Annotated in this window: 22 protein-coding genes; 6 read left to right on the top strand and 16 right to left on the bottom strand. The window is 70.8% G+C overall.

What is annotated here, in order from left to right:
* Window positions 1-2,352, bottom strand: a complete 2,352-nt coding sequence (locus AOQ53_RS38380) for a protein kinase domain-containing protein (RefSeq protein WP_059424575.1) — start codon at window positions 2,350-2,352, stop codon at window positions 1-3.
* A 108-nt stretch (window positions 2,353-2,460) separates the two neighbouring features.
* Between AOQ53_RS38380 and AOQ53_RS38375 the strand changes: the two genes are divergently transcribed.
* Window positions 2,461-3,126, top strand: a complete 666-nt coding sequence (locus AOQ53_RS38375) for a hypothetical protein (RefSeq protein ID WP_059424573.1) — start codon at window positions 2,461-2,463, stop codon at window positions 3,124-3,126.
* On the opposite strand, the gene AOQ53_RS38370 is transcribed toward AOQ53_RS38375, so the two are convergent.
* Together AOQ53_RS38370 and AOQ53_RS38365 are read right to left on the bottom strand one after the other, a co-directional pair.
* Window positions 3,041-4,783, bottom strand: coding sequence for a serine/threonine-protein kinase (locus tag AOQ53_RS38370; RefSeq protein ID WP_059424572.1), 1,743 nt, complete (start codon window positions 4,781-4,783; stop codon window positions 3,041-3,043). The genes AOQ53_RS38375 and AOQ53_RS38370 overlap by 86 nt on opposite strands.
* 90 nt (window positions 4,784-4,873) lie before the next feature.
* Window positions 4,874-5,722, bottom strand: a complete 849-nt coding sequence (locus AOQ53_RS38365) for a menaquinone biosynthetic enzyme MqnA/MqnD family protein (RefSeq protein WP_059424571.1) — start codon at window positions 5,720-5,722, stop codon at window positions 4,874-4,876.
* A 319-nt stretch (window positions 5,723-6,041) separates the two neighbouring features.
* Between AOQ53_RS38365 and AOQ53_RS38360 the strand changes: the two genes are divergently transcribed.
* The 3 genes from AOQ53_RS38360 (at window position 6,042) to AOQ53_RS38350 (ending at window position 7,350) form a co-directional block, all read left to right on the top strand.
* The gene (locus tag AOQ53_RS38360) at window positions 6,042-6,245 is read left to right on the top strand and encodes a cold-shock protein (RefSeq protein WP_003992177.1); all 204 of its coding nucleotides are present in this window, start codon (window positions 6,042-6,044) and stop codon (window positions 6,243-6,245) included.
* A gap of 127 nt (window positions 6,246-6,372) precedes the next feature.
* Window positions 6,373-6,624 carry a hypothetical protein gene (locus tag AOQ53_RS38355; protein WP_059424570.1) on the top strand — a complete coding sequence of 84 codons (252 nt, stop codon included), beginning with the start codon at window positions 6,373-6,375 and terminating at the stop codon, window positions 6,622-6,624.
* Between the two features lie 66 nt (window positions 6,625-6,690).
* Window positions 6,691-7,350 (top strand): class I SAM-dependent methyltransferase, encoded by a 660-nt coding sequence (locus AOQ53_RS38350; RefSeq protein ID WP_099054788.1) that lies wholly within the window; start codon window positions 6,691-6,693, stop codon window positions 7,348-7,350.
* Here the strand turns inward: AOQ53_RS38350 and kstD are convergent.
* The 4 genes from kstD to AOQ53_RS38330 all read right to left on the bottom strand — a co-directional run bounded on the left by kstD (window position 7,347) and on the right by AOQ53_RS38330 (window position 13,953).
* Window positions 7,347-9,086 (bottom strand): 3-oxosteroid 1-dehydrogenase, encoded by a 1,740-nt coding sequence (gene kstD / locus AOQ53_RS38345; RefSeq protein ID WP_059424567.1) that lies wholly within the window; start codon window positions 9,084-9,086, stop codon window positions 7,347-7,349. The genes AOQ53_RS38350 and kstD overlap by 4 nt on opposite strands.
* A gap of 205 nt (window positions 9,087-9,291) precedes the next feature.
* Window positions 9,292-10,383, bottom strand: a complete 1,092-nt coding sequence (locus tag AOQ53_RS38340; protein ID WP_059424565.1) for a sugar ABC transporter substrate-binding protein — start codon at window positions 10,381-10,383, stop codon at window positions 9,292-9,294.
* Window positions 10,384-10,518: 135 nt separating this feature from the next.
* Window positions 10,519-12,402 (bottom strand): AMP-dependent synthetase/ligase, encoded by a 1,884-nt coding sequence (locus AOQ53_RS38335; protein WP_059425027.1) that lies wholly within the window; start codon window positions 12,400-12,402, stop codon window positions 10,519-10,521.
* Window positions 12,403-12,669: 267 nt separating this feature from the next.
* A complete protein-coding gene (locus AOQ53_RS38330; protein WP_059424563.1) occupies window positions 12,670-13,953 on the bottom strand; it encodes an acetyl-CoA C-acetyltransferase in 1,284 nt (427 codons plus the stop codon).
* 94 nt (window positions 13,954-14,047) lie between these two features.
* Between AOQ53_RS38330 and AOQ53_RS38325 the strand changes: the two genes are divergently transcribed.
* Entirely contained in the window at window positions 14,048-15,355 is a 1,308-nt protein-coding gene (locus AOQ53_RS38325) for a 3-oxoacyl-ACP reductase (RefSeq protein ID WP_059424561.1), read from the top strand.
* Entirely contained in the window at window positions 15,355-16,200 is an 846-nt protein-coding gene (locus tag AOQ53_RS38320; RefSeq protein ID WP_059425026.1) for a MaoC family dehydratase, read from the top strand. The genes AOQ53_RS38325 and AOQ53_RS38320 overlap by 1 nt, the downstream gene beginning before the upstream one ends.
* On the opposite strand, the gene AOQ53_RS38315 is transcribed toward AOQ53_RS38320, so the two are convergent.
* From AOQ53_RS38315 to AOQ53_RS38280, 9 genes are all read right to left on the bottom strand, one after another.
* Window positions 16,188-16,853, bottom strand: a complete 666-nt coding sequence (locus AOQ53_RS38315; protein WP_059424558.1) for a TetR/AcrR family transcriptional regulator — start codon at window positions 16,851-16,853, stop codon at window positions 16,188-16,190. The genes AOQ53_RS38320 and AOQ53_RS38315 overlap by 13 nt on opposite strands.
* Window positions 16,854-16,932: 79 nt before the next feature.
* Window positions 16,933-18,234, bottom strand: coding sequence for a dicarboxylate/amino acid:cation symporter (locus AOQ53_RS38310; RefSeq protein WP_059424556.1), 1,302 nt, complete (start codon window positions 18,232-18,234; stop codon window positions 16,933-16,935).
* A gap of 64 nt (window positions 18,235-18,298) precedes the next feature.
* Window positions 18,299-18,376, bottom strand: a complete 78-nt coding sequence (locus AOQ53_RS47915) for a putative leader peptide (protein ID WP_330219385.1) — start codon at window positions 18,374-18,376, stop codon at window positions 18,299-18,301.
* A gap of 164 nt (window positions 18,377-18,540) precedes the next feature.
* Entirely contained in the window at window positions 18,541-18,846 is a 306-nt protein-coding gene (locus AOQ53_RS38305; RefSeq protein WP_059425024.1) for a DUF4229 domain-containing protein, read from the bottom strand.
* Between the two features lie 104 nt (window positions 18,847-18,950).
* A complete protein-coding gene (locus AOQ53_RS38300; RefSeq protein WP_059424555.1) occupies window positions 18,951-19,475 on the bottom strand; it encodes a GNAT family N-acetyltransferase in 525 nt (174 codons plus the stop codon).
* A gap of 16 nt (window positions 19,476-19,491) precedes the next feature.
* Window positions 19,492-20,142 carry a UdgX family uracil-DNA binding protein gene (locus AOQ53_RS38295; RefSeq protein WP_059424553.1) on the bottom strand — a complete coding sequence of 217 codons (651 nt, stop codon included), beginning with the start codon at window positions 20,140-20,142 and terminating at the stop codon, window positions 19,492-19,494.
* A 24-nt stretch (window positions 20,143-20,166) separates the two neighbouring features.
* Entirely contained in the window at window positions 20,167-21,330 is a 1,164-nt protein-coding gene (gene mqnE, locus AOQ53_RS38290; protein WP_059424551.1) for an aminofutalosine synthase MqnE, read from the bottom strand.
* An 80-nt stretch (window positions 21,331-21,410) separates the two neighbouring features.
* Window positions 21,411-21,866: an Lrp/AsnC family transcriptional regulator gene (locus AOQ53_RS38285; protein WP_059424549.1), complete on the bottom strand. Its 456-nt coding sequence runs from the start codon at window positions 21,864-21,866 to the stop codon at window positions 21,411-21,413.
* Window positions 21,867-21,946: 80 nt separating this feature from the next.
* Window positions 21,947-22,633: a UbiX family flavin prenyltransferase gene (locus tag AOQ53_RS38280; protein ID WP_078945699.1), complete on the bottom strand. Its 687-nt coding sequence runs from the start codon at window positions 22,631-22,633 to the stop codon at window positions 21,947-21,949.
* Window positions 22,634-22,703: the final 70 nt, after the last annotated feature.

Below are 22,703 nucleotides of genomic sequence, written 5' to 3'. Positions count from 1 at the left end.
TCAGACTGCCGGCATCGCGTATATCTCCGGCCCGTTCGTCACCAACAGCCGGTTTCCGGTGTGGGCGATCTGCCACGGGGCGCCGGAGTCCTTGTCGTCGGTCCAGGTCCAGCGCGCCTTGCCGGTCTTGGCCGCAAGGGCGATGACACCCCCCGACAGGGGTCCGGAGGCGCAGTACAGCGTCGTGCCGACCCTCACGAAGGTCTCCGGCCCGCCACGGTCCTGGTCCTCACACAGCCAGAGCCGCTTGGCGCTCTTCACGTCGACGGCCCATACGCCGCGGTCGTAGTCACTGACATAAAGCACGCCGTCGATGACGGCAGGGTTGTTGAAGCCGCGGCGCCCCTTGGGTGAGAGCGTCCACCGTGTGCTGCCTGTCTCCGCGTCGACCGCCCTGAGCTCGTCGCCGGGCAGAAAGACTAGGCCGTTAGCGACCGTCGGCTGCCAGGCCCAGTCGTCGCCGATCTTCTGGGTCCACAACTGGTCACCAGTCGCGGTGTCGCGCACGGTGAGGTTGTAGTTGGAATCCGTGTAGACGAGGTACTTGCCTGAGACGGTGCCCTGGACGTCGTAGTCCTTCGTGCCCCAGTCGCGGTGCTGCAGCCACACCTTTCTACCGGTGCTGTGACTGACCGCGGCGACGGCAGTGCGGTACTCGGTGGCGCTCGCCGCTCGGCCGTAGTCGGTCACCGTGACGTACACGTTCTTGTCGTCGATGGCGATGGTGCCCTCGATGCCGAGTTGCTTGCCGAGGCGGCTGCGCCACACCTCCTCGCCGGTTTTCACATCCCGTGCGACGAGGACTCCATCGGCGCCGCCATCAGTCAGGAACACCTTGCCGTCACGGAACAGGAGTTGGGAGCCGGGGGCGCAGACGTCAGGCTTCGACCAACGGGCCTTCCCGGTCTTCACGTCGTACGCCACCAGGGGATCACCGCTGACCAGGAGCAGGCCGTCACTGATGAGGAGCGGTACGTCCGTGGTGGTGCTGTCCTCCGCCGCCTGCTCGTGCCACAGAGGCTGGGGGGCGACTCCGGCCGGCGGGGTGGTGAAGTTCTCCTCGACGGGCTGCGCGGAACCACCGACGCCACTCGTTCCGGTCGCCGTGTCGGAGGGGTCACCGTCCTGGCCGAGCCGCCATGCGGCGGCTCCGCCCGCCACAGCCACGGCGGCGGCACCGCCGAGCGCAAGGCCGAGGACGCGGCGGCGGGAGGGAGCGGTGGAGGCAGTGGCAAGGGCTGGCGTGTTCGTCCCGTGTCCCGGGGTCTGCGCGTCACCCGGCGCTGTGGAGTAGCCGGGCATCGGGGGGCCGTAGGCAGCCGCAGGGGTGCCGCCATGTCCAGAGGCCGGCGGATACCCGTACCCCGGCGTAGGTGTGCTCGCCGACCCCGCGGTCCCACCCGCCATCGCAGGTGCGGGCCCGAAGGACGCGGCGACCGGGGCCTGAGGCTGCTGCGGTGCCTCCAAGTCCAGTATTCCGGCCGCATGCGTGGCGATCGTCGATGCCACCGCCGACGGCAGCCAGTCGCTGAGGACACCCTCGACGCCCTGTGGGGCGAGTGCCGTCACGATCTCCGCCGGCGTCGGCCGATGCGCCGGGTCCTTCGCAAGACATGCGCGCACGAGGCCCAGCAGTTGCTGCGGTACGCCCTCCAGATCGGGCTCACCGTGCACGACCTGATAGAGCAACGAGGCGTGTGAGACGGCTCCGTGACCGAACGTGCCCCTGCCGGTCGCGGCAAACGCGAGCACGGCACCCAACGAGAAGACATCACCCGCCGCACCGACATCCTTGCCGAGCGCCTGCTCCGGTGACATGTAGCCGGGTGAGCCGACCACGACTCCCGTCTGTGTCATACGGTTTCCATCCACCGCGCGCGCGATTCCGAAGTCGATGACGCGCGGGCCGTCTGCCGCCAGCAGAACGTTCGACGGCTTCAGGTCCCGGTGGATCAACCCCGCCGCGTGAACCTCCTGGAGGGCAGCGGCGAGGCCTGCGGCCAGTGCCCGCACGGTCCCCTCCGGCAACGCACCGTGCGCGGCGACCACGTCCGTGAGATCCGGACCGAGCACGTACGACGTCGCCAGCCACGGCAGCGGCGCGTCCGGGTCGGCGTCCACAACAGGGGCGGTGAAGCGGCCGGAGACTGCCTTGGCTATCTCGACCTCGTGCCGGAAGCGGTCACGGAAGTCGCCATCAGCTGCCAGGTCCGGACGTACGACCTTCACGGCGACGGTACGGCCACCGGGCGAACGGGCCAGATAGACGCGGCCCATGCCGCCGGCACCGAGTCTTCGCAGGAGACGGTAGGTGCCCAACTCCGTCGGATCGTCCGGCTGCAGCGTCTCCATTTGTGGGCCTTCCCCGTGTCACGCGTTGTGGTGTGCTGATCGCATCTGATGGTGTTCGCTATCGCAGACACAGTAGTGATCGCTTGATCAAGGTGAGAGTCAGGGGCCATGAGCGGAAGTTCGGCGAGGCCGAAGCGGAGGAAGGCGGCGGGGGCCGCGCTGCGGTACGAGCACCGGCCGGGTCGGCCGAACGCCGGTGAGGCGAAGAAGCGGGACTGGGGCTGTGCCTGGGGCTGCGTGGTGCTCCCCAGCTTCGCCCTCCTGCTGACGCCGCTGGTCCTGCTCAAGACGTACTGGGGCCACGAGCTCTGGGGCGACTTCGCCCCCGCGTGGCCCGGCGGTGCGTACGCCTTCGCCGGCACGGTCGGTGCCCTCGTGCCGCTGGTGTTCATCGCCTGGGTGTGGCCGTTGATCCTGATGGACTGGAAGAAGAGCAAGCCGCGTTCGCTGGCCTGGGCGGTCGCCTCCCTGCCCGGGCTGGCCGCGGGCTACCTGGTCGCCGGGGTGATCAGCACGACCATACGGCCCAAGCGGCGCCGCGACTGGGACTACGACTGCTACCGCGAGGGCGGCCCCTGCTGGGTGCATGTGCACTACCCGTGGCTGTGGGTCGTCGGCCTGGCCGCCACCCTCGCAGTGATCACGCTCCTCATCGGCCTGTTCGCCCGGCACGTCCGCAGGTCGTCCGCTACCGCACCCTCGACATCCGAGCCTGAGGACGACCCGAGTCCTCGCTCTCCGACCGGTACCGGAGGTCGTCGCCCACCGGCGTGAGGCGCACGGTCGTGGGGGCCGGGTTGCAGCCGCTGTGGTTGGTCTTCGCGCCGACCGACGTCGCGACGAGCTCCTTCTTCGTCACCTGCTTCAGGGTCAGTACGTCGACGCAGACGCCGCCGATCTGGTCCGTCTGGCGCAGGCGGCCCAACTCCTGGCCGACGGCGGCCCGTTCGACGGTGATCCGGAACGTGCCGAGGGGCAGCCTGCCGTCGAGGGCGCTGCCCTGGCCCTCCCAGGTGCCGAGGTAGGCGGCGGGTACCGCACCGGAAGGGGAAAAGGAAGGAGAAGGGGCGGAACTCGCGGTCGCCGCGGGTGGGGAGCCGTGGTCCGCGCCGGAGTCGCTCGTGTCGTCGTCGGAGGTCCGGTCCGGCAGCAGGTCGAAGACGAACACCGAGCCGATCGTCACGGCCGCCATCGCCCCCGCGACCGCCAGCGCCACGGTGCAGCTCAGCCTCCGCACCCGCCCGCCGTCCTCCGGCGAGGACGTGGCCGCCACGGAGACGGAGACCTTGCCGGGGCGGCGGACGGCGGGCGTGGTGGTGTTCTGCGGGTCGCCGTCCCGGGATGCGGGTACGGCGGCCGAGGGGCCCGTGGGCGCGGGCATCACCGGCGGTGGCCCGAACACGCCAACACTCGCGGCCCCGGCCGTACCCGTAGCCGATGGCCCCACTGCCTGCGCCGGACCCTCCGCCTCGGCCGCGGCCACGGACGGGCTGCTGAAACCGACCGGCCCCGACAGTCCCACGCCCTCCGAACCCGTCGCCTCCAGGTTCAGCAACTGCACGGCGCTCCGGCTGACCTGTTCCACCAGCGCCCCCGGCAGCCACCCGCCCGCCACCAGTCGGGCCGCTCCCTCGGGAGCCAGCCGCCGGGCCACCTCGGCGGGGGCGGGCCGTGCGCCCGGGTCCTTCGTCAGGCAGGCCGCCGTGAGCTCCCTCAACTGCCCGTCCAGGCCGCCGAGTTCCGGCTCCTCGTGGACGACCTTGTAGAGCAGGGCCGCCGAGGAGTCCCCGGGGAAGGGCGGTTCGCCGGTCGCCGCGTACGCCAGGACCGCTCCGAGCGAGAAGACGTCCGCGGCGCCTGTGACGCCCTTGCCGAGGATCTGCTCGGGCGACATGTAGCCGGGCGAGCCGATCGACACGCCCGTGGACGTCAGGGACGCCGTACCGTCCGTGGCCCGCGCGATCCCGAAGTCGATCAGCAGCGGCCCGTCGAGCGTGAGGAGTACGTTCGACGGCTTCACGTCCCGGTGTACCAGGCCCAGCTCGTGCACCGCCGCCAGCGCCTCGGCCAGCCCCGCCCCCAGCACCCGTACGGTGTGGGCCGGCAGCGCGCCGCCCTCGGCGACCGCGGCCGACAGCGAGGGGCCCGCCGCGTACGCCGTGGCCACCCACGGCACCCGCGCCTCCGGGTCCGCGTCCAGGACGGGCGCCGTCCAGGCGCCGCCCACCCGGCGCGCGGCCTCGACCTCGCGGCGGAACCGTGCCCGGAACTCCTCGTCCAGCGCGAAGTGCGGATGGACGATCTTCACCGCGACCGTACGGCCGCCGGCGCTGCGGCCCAGGTAGACCCGGCCCATGCCTCCGGAGCCCAGCCGGCCGAGCAGCCGGTAGGGCCCCACGACGGTGGGTTCGTCGACTTCGAGCGGCCGCATGGCGTCACCCCTCCCCCGTAGGCGCCCGCAGGCCCTCGCCGGCCCCCGTACGCGCGCTCCCAGCAGAGTAGTGCGGGAGCGCCGGCCCGCTCACGGCTGGAGCAGGTCCACCTTCACGTCCGCGGGGAAGCCGGTCGTCGGGCCGACGCGCCGGGCGAACTCGGCGACCGCCTCCAGCTGCGGGCCGCCGAAGCGGAAGTCGAGCGTCGTGAAGTACTGGGCGAGGGTCTTCTCGTCGAAGTCCTCCCAGCGGGCGGCCTGCTCGGCGACCTTGTCGACCTCCTCCAGGGAGAGGTTGCGGGAGGCGAGGAAGGCCTCGTGCACCTTGCGCGTGAGGACCGGCTCGCGCTCCAGGTAGTCGCGGCGTGCCGCCCAGACCGCGAAGACGAACGGCAGCCCCGTCCACTCCTTCCACAGCCGGCCCAGGTCGTGCACGTCCAGGCCGAAGCGCGGCCCGTCGAGCATGTTCGCGCGCAGTGCCGCGTCGCCGATGAGGACGGCCGCCTCGGCCTCCCGCATCATCAGGCTGAGGTCGGGCGGGCACGTGTAGTAGTCGGGCCGTACGCCGTAGCGCTCGGTGAGGAGCAGCTGGGCGAGGCGGACGGAGGTGCGGGAGGTCGAGCCGAGGGCCACGCGGGCGCCGTCCAGCCGGTCCAGCGGGACCTGCGAGACGATCACGCAGGACATGACCGGGCCGTCGCAGCCGACGGCGATGTCGGGGAAGGCGACCAGTTGGTCGGCGTGCTTGAGGAACTCGACCAGGGTGATCGGGGCGATGTCGAGCTCGCCCTGCACCAGCTTCTCGCTGAGCTTCTCCGGGGTGTCCTTCGTGAGCTCGAAGTCGAGGAGCGTGCCCGTTCTGGCGAGCCCCCAGTACAGGGGCAGGCAGTTCAGGAACTGGATGTGGCCGACGCGCGGCCGGGTGCGAGGATTGTCCACATCGTGAGGCTAGCCCTCTTGGCGTACGGGCCCGCGCCCGGCCCCGCGGCGGGCCGGTGACCGGCGCTCGGCGCCTTCACCGCCAGTCGGCGGGAGATGTTCAAACATTCGGGTGACGTGATCTTGACCCCTATTGCATTCCGGGGGCTGCGTGCTAGGCTCATCGCAAGTTGCAGTTTGGTTTCCCTTGCAGTACAGAGCCTGCGGAGCATGTGACCGCGGGCTCTCGTCATTCTCAGACGTATGCAGTTGTGCAGAATTCATCTTCACACTTGCTGGTTCTGGAGCAGGGCAACCCTTTTGGGCCCAAGGAGGGCTTATGGCTACCGGAACCGTGAAGTGGTTCAACGCCGAAAAGGGCTTTGGTTTCATCGCCCAGGAGGGCGGCGGCCCCGACGTCTTCGTCCACTACTCCGCGATCAACGCGAGCGGCTTCCGTTCGCTCGAGGAGAACCAGCAGGTGTCTTTCGACGTCACGCAGGGCCCGAAGGGCCCGCAGGCTGAGAACGTCACGCCGGTCTGATCAGTAGTACCCAAGGAGCCCCGCGCCGTCAGGCAGCGGGGCTCCTGCCTTTCTCCCCTTACGCCTCTCCTTACACCACGGTGAATTTCCGGCGAATTCTGCCCGTGGGGCGTGGGAGGATGCCCGGATGCGGAGAGACCCGGAGAACGACGGGGAAGGCAGCGACACCCCCACCCCCGCGGACAAGCGCCTGGCATCGGGCCTGTCCCTCGGCCTGTCCATCGGCACGGCGGTAGGACTCGTCCTCGGCCTGACCGTCTTCGACAACATCGGTCTGGGCCTGGCCCTGGGCCTCGGCCTGGGCACGGCGATCGGTGCGGGGGCCGGGCTCGGGGCGCGGCGGGCGGGCGAGGACCGCGGGGACGGGCCTACGCAGTAGGGATGGGGCGACGGGTCCTCGCGGCGCGGGCCGGCGGTGTCAGTCCCTCGCAATATGGTCGGGGCCATGACTGAAGCCGACTTCCTGACCGAGACCCGTGCCTTCTACGACGCCGTGGCGGAGGACTACGCCGTCCACTTCAGCCACCCGCCCGTGGCCATGCCGTTGGACCTGGGACTGCTGTACGGCTTCGCGGAACTCGTGGGTGAGGGGGGCGAGGTCGCCGACCTCGGGTGCGGGCCCGGGCGGGTGACGGGGTACCTGGCGTCACGGGGGCTGTCCGTGTTCGGTCTGGACCTGTCGGAGTCGATGCTCGCGATCGCCCGGCGCGAGAATCCCGGTCTGCGGTTCGAGCAGGGCTCGATGCTGGAGCTGGACCTGCCCGACGGCTCGCTCGACGGAGTCGTGTCCTGGTACTCGACCATCCACACCCCGCTCGACCGGCTGCCGGACGTGTTCGCCGAGTTCGGCCGCGTCCTGCGGCCCGGAGGGCATCTGCTCCTCGGCTTCCAGGCCGGTGACGAGCCCCGTCGCTACGAGGAGGCCTTCGGGCACCAGGTGGCGCTGGACTTCCGGCGGCGGCAGCCGGAGCGGATCGCCGCCCTGCTGGAAGCCGCCGGTTTCGTCCTGCGCTCCCGTACCGTCCGGGAGCCCGACGAGGCACTCGGGGAGCCGGTCCGCCAGGCGTGCCTGGTGGCCCGCAAGCCGCCGGAACCGATCTCCTAGCCGCCCCCCTGCAACACCCCCGCAACGTCCCTCGCCGCGATATACCCGAACGTCATCGCCGGCCCGATGGTCGAGCCCGCGCCCGCGTAGCTGTGGCCCATCACCGCCGCGCTGGCGTTGCCCGCCGCGTACAGGCCCGGGATCACCGAGCCGTCGGGGCGCAGGACGCGGGCCCGGGCATCCGTTCGCATGCCGCCCTTCGTGCCGAGGTCGCCGGGGACGATGCGGAAGGCGTAGTACGGGGGGAGCCGGAGGGGGGCCAGGCAGGGGTTCGGGAGGACCGCCGGGTCCGTGTAGTAGCGGTCGTAGGCGCTGTCGCCGCGGTGGAAGTCGGGGTCCTCGCCCCGCCGTGCCTGGGAGTTGAAGCGGTCGACCGTCGTACGCAGGGCCGTCGGCGGGACTCGGATCGACGTGGCCAGGGCGTCCAGGGTCCAGGCCCTGTGCGCGGCGCCCGAGTCGTACCAGTCGTCGGGGAGGGGCAGGGCCGGCAGGACGTCCTTGAAGAGGTACCGGTTGCGGTAGTTCTGGTCGGCGATCAGCCAGGACGGGATGGACGGGTCCGTGTCGTGGACGTCGTACATGGTGTGGACGACGTCGCCGTAGGGCGCGGCCTCGTTGACGAAGCGCCTGCCCGACCCGTTCACCAGCAGGCCGCCGGGGAGGGTGCGTTCGGCGAGGCAGAAATACGGCTGGCCCGGGACCGGGACCGCCGGGCCCCACCAGGCGTCGTCCATCAGGTCGAGCGCCGCGCCGAGCCGCTCCCCCGCCCGGATCCCGTCGCCGGTGTTCTCCTTGGCGCCGACCGTCCAGTCCGTGCCGATGGGCTGGCGCTGGTAGCGGTCGCGCATCGCCGCGTTGTGCTCGAAGCCGCCGGAGCCGACGATCACGCCCCGGCGGGCGCGGATCAGGCCGGGTGAGCCGTCGCGGGCGACCACGGCTCCGGTGACCGTGCCGTTCTCGACGTGCAGATCCGTCAAGGGCGTGTTCAGCCAGACCGGAACCCCGGCCGACCGCAGTCCCGCACGCAGGCCGGCCGCCAGCGACTGGCCCATGGTCAGCGGCTTCTCACCCCGCAGGGCCGCCGCCGTGCCCCGCGCCAGGCACTGTGCGGCCACGGCCGCCCCCTTGGCGTTCACGGCGGCCAGAGCAAGCCACTTGTAGTCCGCGCTGAAGACCACCATGCCGGCGGGAACGTCCATGTACGGCGGGTTCAGGCGGGCCAGTTCGGCGCCGAGGATCGTGCCGTCGAGCTGGTCGGGCTCGATGGAGCGGCCGTTCGCCAGGCCGCCGGGCAGTTCGGGATAGTAGTCGCTGTAGCCCTCCATCCAGCGGAAGCGCAAGGGGCTGTGGGCCATGACGTAGGAGATCGCCGCCGGGCCGTGGGTGAGGAAGGCCCGCTGCCGGTCGGCGGGGACCTCCGGGCCGACGACGGCGGCGAGGTAGGCGGCGGCCTTGGCCGGGGTGTCGGGGACGCCGGCCGCGAGGATCACCGGGTTGTTCGGGATCCAGATCCCGGCGCCGGAGCGGGCGGTCGAGCCGCCGAAGGTCGGGGCCTTCTCCACGACGACGCAGCTCAGCCCCTGCCCGGCGGCGGTCAGCGCGGCGGTCATTCCGGCCGCGCCGGAGCCGATGACGACGACGTCGTACGTGCCGAGCGGGGGTAAGTCGGCGGCGTGGGCGCCCTGGTGCACTCCGGCGGCGACCGCGAGGCCGGCCCCCGCGGCGCCGGCCAGCACTCGTCTTCGGGAAGGAGAACCGGAAAGGGAAGAAGAAGGGGAAGCAGAAGGGGAACCATGGGGACCGGCGGATGGTGCGGAGTTCATGTCAGTGGTCATGACTTCTCCAGCGCGACGGGAGACCTCGAGGGGTGGGGAGAGTCGCGCGGGCACCCCGCGAAGTCAAGAGCCAGGCATCGACGCCCTGTTCGAGGTTCCAGAGGGTCTACTCGAGGCCGATCGCCTCGCAGTCCGCCTTGTACTCGGACGTGCAGATGTCCTTGACGGTGTAGACCCCGTCCGTGATCACCGTCTCCTTGATGTTGTCCTTGGTGAGCGCGACCACCGGCACCAGCATCGCCGGGATGTCCTTCTCCGTGGGGCTGTCGACCGTCTCCTGGGTCAGCGCGGCGAACTCGATCGAGCGGCCCTGGACCTTGGCCACGGCGATCTTCGCGGCGTTCGTCGCCTCCAGCAGGAACGACTTGTACACGGACATGTACTGCTCCCCCGACACGATGCGCTGCACCGCGTCCAGGTTGGCGTCCTGTCCGGTCACCGGCGGGATCCTGGTGGCGCCCGCCTCCTTCAGTGCCTCGATGACGGCGCCCGCCATGCCGTCGTTGGCGGAGTAGACGGCGGCGATGTTGTTCAGCCCGACGGTCCGGATCGCCTTCTTCATGTTCGCCTTGGCGATCGAGGGCTTCCACTCCTTGGTGTCGTACTGCTGGACGATGTCGACCGCTCCCTGGAGCTCGCTGAGCGCGCCGTCCTTGAACCGTGCCGTGTTCGGGTCGGCGGGGTCGCCGTTCATCATGACGACCTTGCTCTTCTCGGCCTTGTCGCCGAGCTCCCCGACGATGGCGCGGCCCTGCACCTGTCCGACGAGTTCGTTGTCGTGGGAGACGTACGCGTCGATCGGCCCCTCGGCGAGCCGGTCGTAGGCGATGACCGGGATGCCGGCGTCCTTGGCCTTCTGCACGTCCGAGGCGATCTCCTTGGAGTTCAGCGCGTCCACCAGGATGACGTCGACCTTGTCGTCGATCATCTGCTGGAACTGCTCTCTCTGTCTGGACACGCTCGCCTCGGCGTTGGCGTACCTGACCTTGCCCTGGTTCTCGGTGAGGGAGGCGACCTCCTCCTTGATCAGGGGGTAGTCGAACTTCTCGAAGCGTGCCGTGTCCCGGTCGGGCAGCAGCAGGCCCACCGCGATGTCGTTGCCCTTCTTCACGCTCGTGGAGTCGTCACTCCCGCCGCCGCAGGCGGTGAGGGACAGGGCCGACACGGTGACCGCCAGCGCTATGGAGAGGGGACGCACAGCGGGCCGACGGGTGTTACGCGCTTTCACTGGTGGTGCCTTCCGATGGGGAGCATCGCGACGAGGTGGCTGAAAGCCAACGGGCAGACGCCTTGCGACGTCAAGAACCCCGTGTGAAGAGATCGCAAAGGTGCCTCACCGCGTGTACAGGCCCTCCACTTCCGCCGCGAAGGAGCGCATCACCGCCTCGCGGCGGAGCTTCATCGACGGGGTGAGGTGGCCCGCCTCCTCGGTGAAGTCCTCGGGGAGGATCGCGAAGCGGCGGATGGACTCCGGGCGGGAGACCATCTTGTTGGCCTCGTCGACGGCGCGCTGGATGACGGAGCGGAGTTCCTCGTCGTCGACGAGGAGTTTGGGCGGTACGGGGTGTTTGCCGTTCATCTGGCGCCAGTGGGTGATACCGGCCGGGTCCAGGGTGATCAGGGCCGCGACGAAGGGACGGCCGTCGCCCAGGACCATGCACTGGGAGATCAGCGGGTGGGAGCGCAGCCAGTTCTCCAGGGGGGCCGGGGCGACGCTCTTGCCGCCCGCGGTGATCAGCATTTCCTTCTTGCGGCCGGTGATCGTCAGATAGCCCTCGTCGTCCAGTTCGCCGATGTCGCCGGTGGCGAGCCAGCCGTCGGGGGCGGCGGGCACGACACCCCCGGCCTGGGGGTCCCAGTAGCCGCGCAGGACGTGGTCGCCGGCGAGGAGGATCTCGCCGTCGGCGGCGATCCGGACGCGGGTGCCGGGCAGCGGCCAGCCGACCGTGCCCAGGCGGGGCTTCAGGGGCGGGGTGACGGTCGACGCGCCCGTGGTCTCCGTCAGGCCGTAGCCCTCGAAGATCTCGATGCCGGCTCCGGCGTAGAACGCGGCGAGGCGGCGGCCCAGGGGTGAGCCGCCGCAGATGGCGTAGCGAACCCTGCCGCCCATGGCGTTGCGGATACGGCGGTAGACCAGGGGGTCGTAGAAGGCCCGGGCGGTCCTGAGGGCGCGGGAGGGGCCGGGGCCGGTGCCCGTCTGCTGGGCCTCCATCGCCTCGCCGTAGCGCTGCGCCACCGACACCGCGCGGTCGAACGACGTCACCCGGCCGGCCGCCTCGGCCTTGGCACGGGCCGAGTTGAAGACCTTCTCCAGCATGTACGGGATGGCGAGCAGACAGGTCGGCCGGAAGCTCGCCAGGTCCGGAAGCAGGTTGTCCGCCTTGATGCTCGGCGCGTGGCCCAGCCGTACGCGAGCGCGGATGCAGGCGATCGCCACCATGCGCCCGAAGACGTGGGACATGGGCAGGAACAGCAGGACCGAGGCCTCTTCGCTGGTCTTGGCCCTGAAGACGGGGTAGAGGAGCTCGATCGCGTTGTCGACCTCGGCGAAGAAGTTGCCGTGGGTGAGCGCGCAGCCCTTGGGGCGGCCCGTGGTGCCCGAGGTGTAGACGAGGGTGGCGAGGGTGTCGGGGCCCAGCATGCCGCGCCGCACCTCCACCTCCTGGTCGGAGAGGTGGGCGCCGGCTTCCGCTAGCCGTTCCACGTGGCCCTTCTCCACGACCCACATGTGCCTCAGGTCGGGCAGGCGCTCGCGCTCCGGGCCCAGTGCGGCGGCCTGCCCGGCGAACTCGGTGACCAGAGCGACGGCGCCGGAGTCCTGGAGGATCCAGCGGGTCTGGAAGACGGAGGAGGTGGGATAGACGGGGACAGTGACGAGACCGGCCGCCCAGGCCGCGAAGTCCAGGACCGTCCACGCGTAGATCGTGCGGGCCATCACGGCGATCCGGTCGCCGGGCATCAGCCCTTCGGCTATCAGCCCCTTCGCCACGGCCAGCACCTGGCCGGCGAACTGCGCCGCCGTGACGTCGCTCCAGCGCCCGTCGGCGTCCTTGCGGCTGAGCGCCACGGCGTCCGGGTGCGCGCTCGCGTTGTCGAACGGCAGGTCGGCGAGCGACCCGTGGGTCCACGGCGGCGCCAGCGGCGGTACGGACGCCTCTCGCACCGCCCCGTCGAGGCGCCGTGTCTCGGGCTCGACCAGGACCGGTCCGCCGTACATGTCACCGTAGGCGGAGGAGGGATGGGCAGTGGACACGGGCGGCTCCTGGGGCGCGCAGCGAAGGAACTGCTTGCTGCGATACGTACGTGCCTCGCACGCCGAGGCGCTCAACCGGTTGAATCCCCAGAAAGGGGTTACTGCCGGTAGGAACGGGATCGTACGGGCCTCGCGTGGCGGGTTTGTGCGGGTTCGGGGATGGTCCGGCGCCAGGCCTGTGCATTCTCGGGGATTACATGAGGGTCCTTCAGGTTCGGTGCACCGTCGCCCTCAGGCTCGCTCCAGAACCGCCGTCACCCCCTGTCCGCCCGCCGCACAGACCGAGATCAACCCGCGGGCGGGCGCGTCCCGTTCGGCGAGCAGCTTGGCCAGGGTCGCCACGATCCGGGCGCCGGTGGCGGCGAAGGGGTGGCCGGTGGCGAGGGACGAGCCCGCGACGTTCAGCCGGGCGCGGTCCACCGTGCCCAGGCCCCGCTTCTCCCAGGCGGCGAGCGTCGCCAGCACCTGGGAGGCGAAGGCCTCGTGGATCTCCACCAGGTCGAAGTCGGCCAGGCCGAGCCCGGCCCTCTCCAGCATGCGCGGAACGGCGTATGCGGGCGCCATGAGCAGCCCGTCCTCGCCGCCGGCGACGTCTCCGCCGACGAAGTCGACGGCCGCCGTCTCGTACGCGGTGAGATACGCCAGCGGCTCCAGGCCGCGCTCGCGGGCCCACTCCTCGCTCGCCAGCAGCACGGTCGCCGCCCCGTCCGTCAGCGGGGTCGAGTTCCCGGCCGTCATGGTCGGGCCGGGGTGGTCGAGGCCGAAAACCGGCTTGAGGGAGGCGAGTTTCTCCGCGGTCGAGCCGGGACGCAGGTTCTGGTCGCGGGCCAGGCCGCGGAAGGGAACCACCAGGTCCTGGAAGAAGCCTCGTTCGTACGCCGCCGCCAGCCGCTGGTGACTGGCGGCGGCCAGTTCGTCCTGCGCCTCGCGGCCGATGCCCCAGGCGCGGGCGGTGACGGCGGCGTGTTCGCCCATGGACAGGCCGGTGCGCGGCTCGGCGTTGCGCGGGATGTCGGGGACGAGGTGGCCCGGGCGCACCTTCACCAGGGCCTTCACGCGCCCGCCCAGCGACTTGGCCCGGCGGGCCTCCAGCAGGATGCGGCGCAGGGAGTCGTTGACGCCCAGGGGCGCGTCGCTCGCCGTGTCGGCGCCGCCCGCGACCGCCGACTCGGTCTGGCCGAGGGCGATCTTGTTGGCGGCGGCGATGACGGCCTGGAGTCCGGTGCCGCAGGCCTGCTGGATGTCGTAGGCGGGGGTGGCCGGGTGCAGGCGCGAGCCGAGGACCGTCTCGCGGGCCAGGTTGAAGTCGCGGCTGTGCTTGAGGACCGCGCCGGCCACGAACTCGCCGACCACGCCCGGCTCCTGGAGTCCGTACCGCTCGACCAGGCCGTCGAGGGCCGCGGTGAGCATCTGCTGGTTGGAGGCGGTGGCGTACGGGCCGTCGGAGCGGGCGAACGGGATGCGCGCTCCGCCGACGACCGCAACGCGCCGCACCGACATCTTCTGGGGGCTCATCTCGACCCGCTCCTCGTCCGTGACATACCCTTACCTACGGTAACCTTACTCCAGAGTAAGCAAATGTGAGCAGTCATCCGAGCTGGGAGTCGCCATGGCCGACCGCTATCTGAGCTTCACCGCCACCGGGCCCGGCCGCTTCCTCACCCGCCGGCTCGGCCTGCCCCAGCCCGCGGCGCTGGCCCGCTGGTCCCCCGGGCGGCCCGCCCTCGACGGCGGCCTGCTCCACCTCACCGCCGGCAGGTCCGGCCTCGATCTGGCGCCGGTCCTCGCCCGTACGGGGATCGGCCCGGCCGGCTCCGACCGGGCGGCGGCCGTCGTCCTGGACGCGAGCGGGGTGCGGGAGGTCGAGGGGCTCGCCGAGGTGCACGCGGCCCTGCACCCCGTCGTCCGGTCGGTCGCCGCGAGCGGGCGCGTGCTGGTGCTCGGCGCGCCGCTCGACCCCGCCGACCATCACCAGGCGGCCGCCCAGCAGGCCCTGGAGGGCTTCACGCGCTCCCTGGGCAAGGAGATCGGCCGGGGCAGTACCGTGAACCTGGTCCGGCTCACGGACGCACCGGCCGCGGAGTCCACTCTCCGTTTCCTGCTGTCGCCCAAGTCGGCGTATGTGAGCGGACAGGTGATCGAGGTCGGGGCGGGCGGGGAACCCTCCACGCCCGTCGACTGGGACCGCCCCCTGGCCGGCCGCACCGCCCTGGTCACCGGTGCCGCGCGCGGCATCGGCGAGGCGGTCGCCGAGACGCTCGCGAGGGACGGGGCCCGGGTCGTCGTCCTCGACGTGCCGCAGGCCGAGCAGGACGCCCGGCGCGTCGCCGACCGGCTCGGCGGCACCGCGCTGCTCCTCGACATCACGGCCGCCGACGCGGGCGCGCGCATCGCCGAGGCCCTGCCGGACGGCCTGGACCTGCTGATCCACAACGCGGGCATCACGCGGGACCGCCGACTGGTGAACATGCCCGCCGAACGCTGGATCCCGGTGCTGGAGGTGAACCTGGCGAGCGTGCTGCGCACGACGGACGCGCTGCTGAAGGCCGGGACACTGAACCGGGGCGGCCGGATCGTGGCGACCGCCTCGATCGCGGGCATCGCCGGCAACGCGGGCCAGACCAACTACGGGGCGAGCAAGGCGGGCATCGTCGGCCTGGTCCGCTCTCTCGCGCCGCGCGCGCTCGCGGAGCACGGGGTGACGGTCAACGCGGTCGCGCCGGGCTTCATCGAGACGAAGATGACGGCCGCCGTCCCGCTGTTCATCCGCGAGGCGGGCCGCCGCATGAACTCCCTGGCGCAGGGCGGTCTTCCCGTCGATGTCGCCGAGACCACCGCCTGGCTCGCGCACCCGGCCTCGGGCGCGGTCAACGGCCAGGTGGTACGCGTATGCGGCCAGAGCCTGCTGGGGGCGTGATGGCCGACGCCGCTCTCGTCCTCACCGGGTCCCCCTCCCTCGCCCCGCTCCTCGCGCGCGGTGCCCTGCTGTCCCCATTCAAACGCCCGGCCCCCGACGCGGAGTTCCCGCGCACCAGGCTCGTCCTGCCCGGCCTGCGCGTCGACCTCGCGCGGCTGGCGGCGTACGAACGGGTCTGCGGGTTCCCGACCGGGGACGACGCGCTGCCGCCGACGTATCCGCACGTGCTGGGATTCCCCCTGGCCATGCGGCTGATGAGCGGCCGGGACTTTCCGCTGCCCCTGCTGGGACTCGTCCACACGTCGATCACGATCACCCGGCACCGGACGATGCCGGCCACCGGGACGTACGAACTCACGATGTACGTCGAGGGGTTGGCACCCCACCGGCGCGGCACTCAGGCGACGGTCGTCACCGAGGTGCGGGAGGGCGGGGACGTCGTATGGGACTCGAGGAGCACGTACCTCGCCCGGCACCGCACGCGACGGCCCGCCGAGGCTCCCCGGGAAGAGGTACGGAAGCCGCTGCCGGCCGTGGCCGAGTGGCGGCTCGCCGAGGACGTCGGACGGCGGTACGCAGCGGCGTCGGGCGACCGCAACCCGATCCATCTCCACCCGCTCACCGCCCGCCTGTTCGGCTTCCCCCGGGCCATCGCCCACGGCATGTGGACCGTCGCCCGCTGCCTCGCCGCACACGGCACACCGGACTCCTGCCACGTTCGCGCGCAGTTCCGGGCGCCGGTCCTGCTGCCCGGGACGGTGACGTACACCGCGGAGGACGGCCGGTTCGAACTGCGGGGCCGACAGGACCGGATCCACCTGACGGGGGACGTCTACTCCACCTGAGTGCCCGCCTGCTCCCCCGGCGGTGACCACGGCCGCCCCGCCATGAGATCGCCCAGCCCCGCCCAGGCGAAGTTCATCATCGTGGCCGCGGCCTGGCGGGCCGTGACGCCCGGGGTGGCGTTGGCCCAGGCGGCGAGCGACTCGGCGGCACCGACCAGGGCCTCGGCGAGACCGGCGACCTCGCGTTCCGGGAGGTCGGGGTCGCGGTGGGCCTCGCGCGCCGCGGCGAGGATCAGCTGTGTCACGAACGCGACGATCTCCTCGCGCATCGCGGCGACTTCGGAGGCGAAGGGCTCGCCGTGCGTACGGGCCTGGAGGTGCAGGACAGTCCAGGCGTCCGGGTTGCGCGCGGTGTGCGCGAAGAACGCGCCGAGCCCTTCCCAGAGTTGCCGGTCGGCGGGCAGCTCGGGCCGGACACCGGCCCGGACGGCCTCGACGAGTGCCTTGGCCTCGCGGCGGATGCAGGCGGTGAAGAGGTCTTCCTTGGAGTTCAGGTACAGGTAGACCAACGGCTTGGACACGCCCGCGAGTTCGGCTATCTCGTCCATCGACGCGGCCATGTACCCCCGTTGTCCGAAGATCCGCACGGCGGCGTCCAGCATCTGCTGTTCACGGACCGCACGCGGCATCCGCTTGGTCTTCACGGCACCCATACCGCTTAGCGTACGGTCCCCCCGGCCGGCCCTCGGCCGGGAAACCGGAGGAGGGCCGGCCGGGGGGGGCGTCGGCGCGTCAGGCCGCGGCAGGGACCTGCTCGGGCCGTGCCTCGCGCGGCTCGTCCAGGGAGGAGCCGTCGGCCGTGGCGTAGGCCGTGCGGTCGAGCAGGTTCTCGCGGGCGGAGACCAGGACCGGGATCAGGGCCTGACCGGCGACGTTGGTCGCGGTGCGGATCATGTCGAGGATCGGGTCGATCGCGAGGAGCAGGCCCACGCCCTCCATCGGCAGTCCGAGGGTGGAGAGGGTGAGGGTCAGCATGACCGTCGCGCCGGTGAGACCGGCCGTGGCGGCGGAGCCGACCACCGAGACGAACGCGATCAGCAGGTAGTCGCCGACGCCCAGTTGGATGTCGAAGATCTGGGCGACGAAGATCGCGGCGAGGGCCGGGTAGATCGCGGCGCAGCCGTCCATCTTGGTCGTCGCGCCGAACGGCACCGCGAAGGACGCGTACTCCTTCGGCACGCCGAGCCGCTCGGTGACCTTCTGGGTCAGCGGCATCGTGCCCACGGACGAGCGGGAGACGAAGGCCAGCTGGATCGCGGGCCAGGCGCCCTTGAAGAACTGGACCGGGTTGACCTTGGCGACGGTCGCGAGCAGCGTCGGGTAGACGCCGAACAGCACGATCAGGCAGCCGACGTAGATGTCGGCGGTGAACGTCGCGTACTTGCCGATCAGGTCCCAGCCGTAGGTGGCGATGGCGTTGCCGATGAGGCCGACGGTGCCGAGCGGGGCGAGCCGGATGACCCACCACAGCGCCTTCTGGAGCAGCTCGAGGACGGACTCGCTGAGGGTGAGGATCGGCTGGGCCCTCTCACCGAGCTGGAGGGCGGCGATACCGGCGACGGCGGCCATGAAGACGATCTGGAGGACGTTCAGCTGGGTGAACGGCGTGATGACGTCGGTCGGCACGATGCCGGTCAGGAAGTCGATCCAGGAGCCGGTGTCCTTGGGCTTCGCACCGTCCTTGGGGGTGAGACCGGTGCCGGCGCCCGGGCTGGTGACCAGGCCGATGACCAGGCCGATGCTCACCGCGATCAACGACGTGGCCATGAACCACAGAAGGGTTCGCGAGGCCAGGCGGGCCGCGTTGTTGACCTTTCGCAGGTTGGTGATCGAGACCAGGATCGCGAAGAAGACGAGCGGGGCGACGGCGAGCTTCAGCAAGCCGATGAACGTGTCGCCGACCTTCTCCAGGGTCGTGACCAGCCAGGACAGGTCCTGGCTGCGGGCGAGCCAGCCGAGCAGCACACCCAGGACGAGACCGGCGATGATCTGGGCCCAGAAGGGCACCTTGAAGGACTTCGTGTGTGAGGACACGGAATGGCTCCGTTGAGGGACGCGTAGGGACTGACGTGGGCGACGACGGGGGGGTTGCGTTACGTCAGGGACGACAGGTAGCGGACGCGCACCGACAGAGATCCACGTGCAGGCGCGCCACGAGCGGAACGCTCAGGGGCATGGGGCGCGCGACTGCTGACTTCATGGCATCGACCTTAACACCTGAACTTTGAGGACCTCAAAGCCTGACTTTGACAGGCTGAAACGCGACCCCACCCACACATGACAAAGCGCCCCGTTTCCGAGCAAGTGCGGAAACGGGGCGCTGTACGCCTGTACGGGACCTTACGAGGCCTGGGTCTGGCCCTGCGCCCGGGAGGTGTCGTCGGCGGCGTCCTCCTGGCTGCGGTTGGCCTCCATGTTGGCCTTCATCCGGTCCACCCGCTGCGCGATCTGCACGGACGCCCGGTCCCGCTCCTTGCGCAGCACGACGAAACTGATCGGCGCGGAGAGCAGCAGGGCGAGCATGACGATCCACAGGCCGTTGCTGGAGCCGAGGCCGCGCGGGGCGAGGCCGGAGTAGACGAGGCCCCAGACGACCACGAGGCAGCCTGCGAAGATCCCGAGGCGCATCAGCGTGTAGCGGAGCATCTCAATCCACTCTTCCGGTTCGAACGGCCAGAACGCACCCAAAGGGGCACCGTCCAGTGAAGCACGCGGGGGCGTCGATCTTGCAGGGGGGTATGAGGCGGGGTTCAGGCGAGCGACAGCAGCATGATGACGTCGTCCCGGTCGTCGCCGGGTGCCACGCGGATCGCGGCGGGGATGCGGCCGACCTCCTTGTAGCCGCAGGACTCGTAGAAGCGCTCCAGGCCGATACCACCCCGGCAGGAGAGGCGGATCGCCTCGATGCCGTCGAGGCCACGGGCCGCGCCCGCGGCGGCGGCCAGCAGATCACGCCCGTAGCCCTTGCCCTGATGACGCGGGTGCACCATCACCGTGTTCAGCCACAGCCAGTGCGTCATCAGGTGGTGCGTGTTGCGGGTGAGGAACGCGGTCGCCACGACGCGCCCCTCCTCGTCGTGCCCGACGAGGAACCTGACCCGTCCCTCCGCCATCGACGCGAAGTGCTGCACCAACGAGGGACGGATGTCCTCCCGCGTCACCGGCGGCACGAAGCCGACGGCCCCGCCGGCGTTGGAGACGTCGGCCCACAGGTCGAGGATGCCGTCGCGCAGGTCGGGCGTGACGGCAGGATCGAAGGTGAAAGTAAGGGGCATGGCGTGATTGTATCTATTACGCCAGTACGCGCGCCGCCACTTTCAGGTCCGACAGCAGCCCCCGGTACGCCGCCTCCCGGTCGTCCGCCCGCAGCACCGACGACGGGTGCACCGTCGGCACCAGCCGCTCCGGCCGGCCGTGGATGTCCTCCTCCAGCACCGTGCCGCGCACCCGCGTGACCCGGAAGGAGGACCCGAGCAGCGCCTTCCCGGCGGTGGCACCCAGGACGACGATCAGCTCCGGCTCCACGACCGCGAGCTCCGCGGCCAGCCAGGGCCCGCACGCGGTCATCTCCCGCAGGGTGGGCGCCTTGTGGATCCGGCGCTTGCGCGGTTCGGCCTGGGTGAACTTGAAGTGCTTGACCGCGTTGGTGACGTAGGCCTCGGAAGGATCTATCCCCGCCTCCTCCAGCGCACGGTCCAGGAGCCGCCCGGCGGGCCCGACGAACGGCTTCCCCTGCCGGTCCTCCTGATCCCCGGGCTGCTCCCCCACGAGCATGACGCGAGCGTCCTTGTTCCCGGCCCCGAACACGGTCTGGGTGGCGTCCCGGTGCAGGGGGCACCCCCGGCACTCAGCGGCGGCCCGCCGCAGAGCGGGCAACCCGCCGCGATCCGGAACGAACGGTTCAGCGGTATAGGCGTCCTCAGGCGCCTTGGTGCCAACCATGCCCCCCGGGTACCCAGCTCAGGCTCACACCCGCATCGGCTGAGGAGACTCCCGGCGCTCCGGGTCAGGCCCCTCATACTCCCGAATGATCTCGTACCGCGTGTTGCGCTCCACCGGCCGGAAACCGGCATCGCGAATGAGATCCAGCAAGTCCTCACGGGTCAACTTGTTCGGCGTACCGAAGTTGTCCGCGTCATGCGTGATCTTGTACTCGACGACGGACCCGTCCATGTCGTCGGCCCCGTGCTGCAACGCCAGCTGCGCGGTCTGGACACCGTGCATGACCCAGAAGACCTTGACGTGCGGCACGTTGTCGAACAGCAGCCGCGACACGGCGAAGGTCTTCAGCGCCTCCGCCCCCGTCGCCATCTGCGTCCGCGCCTGAAGGCGATTGCGCACCTTGCCGTCCTGCACGTCGACGAAGTCGTGCTGGTACCGCAGCGGGATGAAGACCTGGAAACCCCCGGTCTCGTCCTGGAGCTCACGCAGCCGCAGCACATGATCCACCCGGTGCCGCGGCTCCTCGATGTGGCCGTAGAGCATCGTGCACGGGGTCTTCAGACCCTTCTCGTGCGCGAGCCGGTGGATACGGGACCAGTCCTCCCAGTGGGTGCGGTGGTCCACGATGTGCTGCCGGACCTCCCAGTCGAAGATCTCCGCACCACCGCCGGTCAGCGACTCCAGCCCCGCGTCGATCAGCTCGTCCAGGATCCCGGACGCGCTCATCCCGGAGATGGTCTCGAAGTGGTGGATCTCCGTCGCCGTGAAGGCCTTCAGCGAGACACGCGGCAGCGCGGCCTTCAACTCCCGCAGCGAGCGCGGGTAGTAACGCCACGGCAGGTTCGGGTGCAGCCCGTTGACGATGTGCAGCTCGGTGAGGTTCTCGCCCTCCATCGCCTTCGCGAGCTTGACGGCCTCCTCGATGCGCATCGTGTACGCGTCCTTCTCCCCCGGCTTGCGCTGGAAGGAGCAGTACGCGCAGGAGGCCGTGCACACGTTGGTCATGTTGAGGTGACGGTTGACGTTGAAGTGCACGACGTCGCCGTTCTTGCGCGTGCGCACCTCGTGTGCGAGGCCGCCGAGCCAGGCCAGGTCGTCCGACTCGTACAGCGCGATGCCGTCCTCACGAGTCAGCCGCTCACCGGAGCGGACCTTCTCCTCCAGCTCGCGCTTGAGCCCGACGTCCATTGCCACACCTTTCTCCGACAGCCCGACCAACCGTACTCCCCCACACTTCGGGCGGAGGGACCCCATACGGCGCTACGCGCCTACGCCTCTTCCGGCAGCTCCCCGACCCGGTTCTCCCACTTCGTGGAGAGCACGATGGTCGTACGCGTCCGGGACACGCCCTTCGTGCCGCTGAGCCGCCTGATGATCTTCTCCAGGCCGTCCACGTTCTCCGCCCGCACCTTGAGCATGTACGAGTCGTCGCCCGCGATGAACCAGCAGTCCTCGATCTCCGAGAGGTCCCGCAGCCGCTGCGCCACGTCCTCGTGGTCGGTGGCGTCGGAGAGCGAGATGCCGATCAGGGCGGTGACACCGAGGCCGAGCGAGGCGGCGTCGACGGTGGCCCGGTAGCCGGTGATGACACCGGCCGCCTCCAGCCGGTTGATGCGGTCGGTGACGCTCGGTCCCGACAGTCCGACGAGGCGTCCCAGCTCCGCGTAGGAGGCCCGGCCGTTCTCCCTCAGGGCCTGGATGAGCTGCCTGTCCACCGCGTCCATTGCGATCGAAGCCTTCCGCTGAAGTTGTCTGAAAAGTCTGTGGTTGTGATGACGTACAGATGCCGTGCAGGAGGTGTGGCTCAGCCGGCGCGGTGCGATCCGCCGCCGAGCTCACCTTGCCAACGGCGGTAGAGCCGGTGCGGCACGCCCGCCGCGTCGAGTACGCGTCCGGCGACGAAGTCCACCAGGTCCTGGATGTGCGTCGCGCCCGCGTAGAAGGCGGGTGAGGCGGGTACGACGGTCGCGCCCGTGTCGTCGAGGGTGACCAGGTGCCGCAGGGTCTGGCCGTTCAGCGGGGTCTCGCGCACGGCCACGATCAGCTTGCGTCCCTCCTTCAGGGTCACGCTCGCCGCCCGCTGCAACAGGTCCTTCGACAGCCCGAGCGCGACACCGGCCACGCTCGCGGTCGAGGCGGGCACGATCAGCATGCCCTTGGTCGGGTACGACCCCGAGGAGGGCCCGGCGGCCAGGTCGCCGGCGCTCCAGTGCCGTACGGCCTCGATGTCGACGGAGAAGGTGTCCGGCTTGCCGTCGGCGCCCCGGGACAGCCATTCCCGCAGGTCGTCCTGCCAGTGGGCGTCCCGGAAGGAGATCCCGGTCTCGTCGAGCAGGGTGAGCCGGGAGGCCCGGGACACCACGAGGTCGACGCTCTCGCCGGCGGCGAGGAGCGCCCGCAGCACGGCAGCGGCATACGGGGTGCCGGAGGCGCCGGACACCCCTACGATCCAAGGCGTACGCGGTGTCTCGCCTGGCTTGACTGGGTTCACAACACCGAGCCTATCCGGCGTCGCAGGGTGGGAACCGGCCAAGGGGGCCCGGGCGTTCCCCGGAGGGGAC

Origin of the sequence: Streptomyces azureus (assembly GCF_001270025.1) — a bacterium.
Classification (GTDB): Bacteria; Actinomycetota; Actinomycetes; order Streptomycetales; family Streptomycetaceae; genus Streptomyces; species Streptomyces azureus.
The sequence above is the reverse complement of the archived record's forward strand: the minus strand, read 5'-3'. Positions and strand labels throughout refer to the sequence as shown.

Bases quoted from the DNA above. Each gene is read 5' to 3' on its own strand.
- AOQ53_RS38380 (WP_059424575.1), bottom strand. From the start codon at position 2,352: ATGGAGACGCTGCAGCCGGACGATCCGACGGAGTTGGGCACCTACCGT.
- AOQ53_RS38375 (WP_059424573.1), top strand. From the start codon at position 2,461: ATGAGCGGAAGTTCGGCGAGGCCGAAGCGGAGGAAGGCGGCGGGGGCC.
- AOQ53_RS38370 (WP_059424572.1), bottom strand. From the start codon at position 4,783: ATGCGGCCGCTCGAAGTCGACGAACCCACCGTCGTGGGGCCCTACCGG.
- AOQ53_RS38360 (WP_003992177.1), top strand. From the start codon at position 6,042: ATGGCTACCGGAACCGTGAAGTGGTTCAACGCCGAAAAGGGCTTTGGT.
- AOQ53_RS38355 (WP_059424570.1), top strand. From the start codon at position 6,373: ATGCGGAGAGACCCGGAGAACGACGGGGAAGGCAGCGACACCCCCACC.
- AOQ53_RS38350 (WP_099054788.1), top strand. From the start codon at position 6,691: ATGACTGAAGCCGACTTCCTGACCGAGACCCGTGCCTTCTACGACGCC.
- AOQ53_RS38335 (WP_059425027.1), bottom strand. From the start codon at position 12,402: ATGTACGGCGGACCGGTCCTGGTCGAGCCCGAGACACGGCGCCTCGAC.
- AOQ53_RS38330 (WP_059424563.1), bottom strand. From the start codon at position 13,953: ATGAGCCCCCAGAAGATGTCGGTGCGGCGCGTTGCGGTCGTCGGCGGA.
- AOQ53_RS38325 (WP_059424561.1), top strand. From the start codon at position 14,048: ATGGCCGACCGCTATCTGAGCTTCACCGCCACCGGGCCCGGCCGCTTC.
- AOQ53_RS38320 (WP_059425026.1), top strand. From the start codon at position 15,355: ATGGCCGACGCCGCTCTCGTCCTCACCGGGTCCCCCTCCCTCGCCCCG.
- AOQ53_RS38315 (WP_059424558.1), bottom strand. From the start codon at position 16,853: ATGGGTGCCGTGAAGACCAAGCGGATGCCGCGTGCGGTCCGTGAACAG.
- AOQ53_RS47915 (WP_330219385.1), bottom strand. From the start codon at position 18,376: ATGCCCCTGAGCGTTCCGCTCGTGGCGCGCCTGCACGTGGATCTCTGT.
- AOQ53_RS38305 (WP_059425024.1), bottom strand. From the start codon at position 18,846: ATGCTCCGCTACACGCTGATGCGCCTCGGGATCTTCGCAGGCTGCCTC.
- AOQ53_RS38300 (WP_059424555.1), bottom strand. From the start codon at position 19,475: ATGCCCCTTACTTTCACCTTCGATCCTGCCGTCACGCCCGACCTGCGC.
- AOQ53_RS38295 (WP_059424553.1), bottom strand. From the start codon at position 20,142: ATGGTTGGCACCAAGGCGCCTGAGGACGCCTATACCGCTGAACCGTTC.
- mqnE (WP_059424551.1), bottom strand. From the start codon at position 21,330: ATGGACGTCGGGCTCAAGCGCGAGCTGGAGGAGAAGGTCCGCTCCGGT.
- AOQ53_RS38285 (WP_059424549.1), bottom strand. From the start codon at position 21,866: ATGGACGCGGTGGACAGGCAGCTCATCCAGGCCCTGAGGGAGAACGGC.